Source organism: Microcystis sp. M090S1, assembly GCF_020246295.1.
GTDB classification, from domain to species: Bacteria; Cyanobacteriota; Cyanobacteriia; order Cyanobacteriales; family Microcystaceae; genus Microcystis; species Microcystis aeruginosa.
This window is the reverse complement of sequence record NZ_JADBTF010000044.1, coordinates 1-4,100: the sequence shown is the minus strand read 5'-3', so window position 1 is coordinate 4,100 and position 4,100 is coordinate 1. Positions and strand designations below refer to the sequence as shown.

5 protein-coding genes are annotated in these 4,100 nt (G+C 41.5%); 4 read left to right on the top strand and 1 reads right to left on the bottom strand.

Annotated features, from left to right (window positions below):
• Positions 1-167 precede the first annotated feature (167 nt).
• The 3 genes from IM477_RS01775 to queC are packed head-to-tail and all read left to right on the top strand — an operon-like array spanning position 168 to position 1,542.
• Entirely contained in the window at positions 168-485 is a 318-nt protein-coding gene (locus IM477_RS01775; RefSeq protein WP_046661710.1) for a hypothetical protein, read from the top strand.
• Entirely contained in the window at positions 482-844 is a 363-nt protein-coding gene (locus IM477_RS01770; protein WP_159251296.1) for an aspartyl protease, read from the top strand. Before IM477_RS01775 ends, IM477_RS01770 begins: the two co-directional genes overlap by 4 nt.
• A complete protein-coding gene (queC, locus tag IM477_RS01765; protein WP_287730300.1) occupies positions 844-1,542 on the top strand; it encodes a 7-cyano-7-deazaguanine synthase QueC in 699 nt (232 codons plus the stop codon). The genes IM477_RS01770 and queC overlap by 1 nt, the downstream gene beginning before the upstream one ends.
• 17 nt (positions 1,543-1,559) lie before the next feature.
• Here queC and IM477_RS01760 read toward each other — a convergent pair whose 3' ends face one another.
• The gene (locus tag IM477_RS01760; protein WP_012265686.1) at positions 1,560-2,132 is read right to left on the bottom strand and encodes a manganese efflux pump MntP; all 573 of its coding nucleotides are present in this window, start codon (positions 2,130-2,132) and stop codon (positions 1,560-1,562) included.
• A gap of 701 nt (positions 2,133-2,833) precedes the next feature.
• Here IM477_RS01760 and IM477_RS01755 point away from each other — a divergent pair.
• Positions 2,834-3,787 carry a branched-chain amino acid ABC transporter permease gene (locus IM477_RS01755; protein ID WP_287730298.1) on the top strand — a complete coding sequence of 318 codons (954 nt, stop codon included), beginning with the start codon at positions 2,834-2,836 and terminating at the stop codon, positions 3,785-3,787.
• The last annotated feature ends 313 nt before the right edge of the window (positions 3,788-4,100 follow it).

Sequence of the window (4,100 nt, the reverse complement as noted above, 5' to 3'; positions counted from 1 at the left end):
CACGAAGTGGTCTCCCCCCGCAACGCGCACGAAGTGGTCTCCCCCCGCAACGCGCACGAAGTGGTCTCCCCACTTCCCCCCGCAACGCGCACGAAGTGGTCTCCCCACTTCCCAATTCATGATTCATAATTCCCAAACCCTAATTGACTAACAAGAGGTAAAATACTATGTCTAACAACAATTCTGAACGAGTAGTGCGTCGTGGTCGAGTTTTTCCGGAGATTCAATCTACAGAGGAAGAAAAGGCCAAACATCGCGCCCGACAATTAGAATTTTATCATCGTTGTTGGCCGATTTTTCAGAGTTTACAGCCCCGGTTAATGAAACATTATTATGGTTGGTACATTGCGATCGAACCCGATAGCGGCGATTATTTTATCGATCCCGACAAAGAAGTGGCTAGTAAAAAAGCAAGGGCAAAATATCCCGACAAAATCCATCATATCTTTGGCATTAATGAAACTGGAGTTAGTGGCAGAATATGATTGAAGGGAGATTTGGAGAAAATGGTCAAATTTATTTTGATATCGATTTAGTCAGCCCTAATGGTCTGGTGTTACCTGTAGAAGCTATGCTAGATACTGGTTTCACGGAGTTTTGTGTTATGAATGACCAAGATGCTCGCAGTCTTGAATGGCCATTTTTAAACCAAGATAAGTTACGCACTGCCCAAGGAGAAGCATTTTTTGATATATATTTAGGCAGAGTAAGAATTGATGGTCAGGAATACGAAATTCCCGTTTTTGCAGGGGAGGCAATTCAGGAGATTTTGTTAGGTTCCCGGTGGCTAAAACAATTTATCTTAGTAGCTAATTATCAACAAACACAGGTGACATTAGGATAATGACAAAAAAGGCGATTATTTTACTTTCCGGGGGATTAGATTCAGCGACGACAGCAGCGATCGCTTTAGCTGCTGGTTATCAATTAATCGCCCTTTCCTTTCGTTATGGACAAAGACACGAGCGGGAATTAGCAGCGGCGAAAAAAATTGCTAATTTCCTCAATATTAAAGAACATCATCTGATCGAAGTCAATCTATCTTTGTGGGGAGGTTCCGCTTTAACCGATCAATCTATTGCTATTCCCCAAGAGGGAATTAACCCGAATATTATCCCGATTACCTATGTGCCGGGGAGAAATACAGTTTTTATTTCGATCGCTCTTTCTTTAGCGGAAGCAAGGGAAGCGGAGGCGATATATTTAGGAATTAATGCGGTGGATTATTCTGGTTATCCCGATTGTCGTCCCGAGTATTTAGAAGCCTTTCAAACTTTAGCTAATTTATCATCGAAAGCGGGTTTAGAAGGGAAAGCACCCCAATTAATTGCCCCTTTGGTGATGGATAGTAAGGTAGATATCGTCCGTCGTGCCGTTAGTTTAGGGGTTCCCATTGCTGATACTTGGTCTTGTTATCAAGGAGAAGTTGAACCCTGCGGTTTATGCGATTCCTGTCGCATCAGAGATCAGGCTTTAATTGAGGCTGGTTATCCCGAATTAGCTACTTCCCTCTTGAAACAGTCAGGAAAAGGAGTCCGATAGTGAAAAATGGAGATAATCTAGGCAATTAAATGTTCAATGAGGATTTTACTGCCGATTAATATTAAAACTAAACCGCCGAGAATTTCCACCTTTTGACTAAATAAATTACCGAATTTATGCCCGATAAAAACAGCTATAAAACATAAAGCAAAGGTAATAGAACCGATGACAGTGCAAGCTAAAAGTAAGGGAGTTTTAATCATCGATAGACCCAAACCAACTACTAAAGCATCGATGCTAGTAGCGATCGCTAATCCGATTAAAGTATAGGAATCTAGAGGATTAAATTTTTTTTCCTCGTCATCATTTTGAACAGCTTCGTAGATCATTTTACTGCCGATCGCCCCTAAAATAATAAAAGCGATCCAGTGGTCAAAAGAAGCAAGAAAATCGCGACAAGTTAGACCAATACCCCAACCAATCATCGGCATAATTGCTTGAAATCCCCCAAAAAACAAAGCAATTTTCAAAGCCTTATTAACATGAATATGACGAATCATCAGGCCACTGGTCAAAGAAACGGCCACGGCATCGGCGGCTAATCCCACGGCAACAAAGGAAGTGGTTAAAAGTTCGAGTGAAGTAAACATCTATAGTTGTTTATCCTTTAATTTCCCCTTATCTTAACTAATTTTTACCCAGAAAACTTTCATATTTCTCTCATGATCCTCTCATTTATCTATCATTTCTCTAACCTAAGTAGGTAGGCGTTAAAAGTTGTCAGATGCCCCCCTTATCAAGGGGGGATTAAAGGGGGGACTAAGGGGGGATCGGCACCCCCCTTATCAAGGGGGGCAGGGGGGATCGAACCTAAAATCCATTTTTAATTTAATTATAACCAGCTACTTAATTAGTGAGCGGATCGAATTGAAAAGGTTTAAAACCACATTACTGGTTCCTCACCGATCGCCTGCACCTGATGGATCGCTTCTGGGGTAAAACCGATAATATCCTCAGCTTCTAGGACTTTTTCAGCCGCTACTGCGATTTTATCGGGAAATTCAGCCGTAGGAGTCCGAGGAACCGGTTTTTGGAGTTAACTAACCAATGCTGCTGTTTCATAAATTCCCCTGTTTCTAGGACAAAGTTGAGGAAGATACCTTTTCCCATCATCGATCATCCCGTCTGCTTTTAAGGTGGCGAACGCTACCATATAGGAAAAGTGTCACATAAAAAATTATGATAATTTCGAGAATTACCAGAGAATCAGAGGGGAGAAAACGGTGATAAAATTAGCTAATTGACTCCAGTAACTTAAGCCCCCAATACCCAATAACCGCTCACTGAAAATATGGCTGATTTTTTTAACACCTATGGTTTTTTAATTGTTTCAATGATATTTGGAGCCATATTAGGCATTTCAATTTATCTGCCCTTAATGGCAGGTCAATTATCCTTAGCAACCCCCGGTTTTTACGCTTTAGGCGGTTATGTGTCCGCCATTCTTTCCACGAAAGTTTTTACTAATACCGGCAGCAATTATCCCCTTAATTTGGTCTTTTTAGAAATGTTAATTGCTGGCATTATTTCAGGAATATTAGCCATAGTTTTAGGTATTCCTGTTCTCCGTTTGCGAGGGATTTATTTAGCCATTGCCACGATCGCCTGGGTAGAAATTTTGAGAATTATTGCCCTTAATCTCGAGATAACTGGCGGTGCGGTCGGTATTTTCGCCATTCCCCAACCCTTCACTACTCAATTAGCCTACCTTTGGCTGGCCTTGCCCCTCTTATTCCTAACTATGCTGTTTCTCTACCGGTTAGAAAACATCAAAATTGGTCGGGCATTTAATGCCATTCGTGCCGATGAATTGGCAGCTGCGGCCATGGGAATTAATCCCACCTATCACAAGGTTTTATCCTTCACTTTCGGGGCAGTTTTAGCGGCAGTTGTGGGAGCGGTAAGCGCCCATTTTCTCAATACTTGGAATTCCCGTCAAGGAACCTTTGATTCTAGTATTATTTTCCTGGCTTTTGTTTTAATTGGTGGTTCCAGAACTTTTGTCGGGCCCGTGGTGGGCGGCATTGTTTTAACTGCTTTGCCCGAAGTTTTACGCGCCCTCGGCGGCATGAATGGTTTACCAATTTGGTTAGGGAATTTCTTGCGCGATGGTCGTTTGATTATTTTTGGAATTTTAATCGTTTTGGGAACGATTTTTTATCCTCAAGGCTTAATTACACCTGAATTAATCAAAAAACTAATTCCTTTTAAAAGACGTTCCTCTCTTAGTCAAGTTGATTCCTAATTACAGTGATCAGATTTTAGTTTTCAGGTAATTGATTACTGTTTACTGTTCACAGCAAAAAACTCCCCATCTCCCCACTCCTGTCCCCTAACCCACCCTGCTGATACGGATATCCCCCTTCTGGCTAATGTAAAGATAAGGCCGTAGGTTGGGTTGAGCTATCATTATTGAGCAGGTATTACTGGACTTCCCCCATACATAAATACTAGAAAATTAACAAAACCCTTACTGCAGGTCGCTTCTAAGAAAAAATTGAAAAGAGGCTACTGGGTACATTTTTCACTTGAAAATGGCTGTACCGTTGACTGTATCT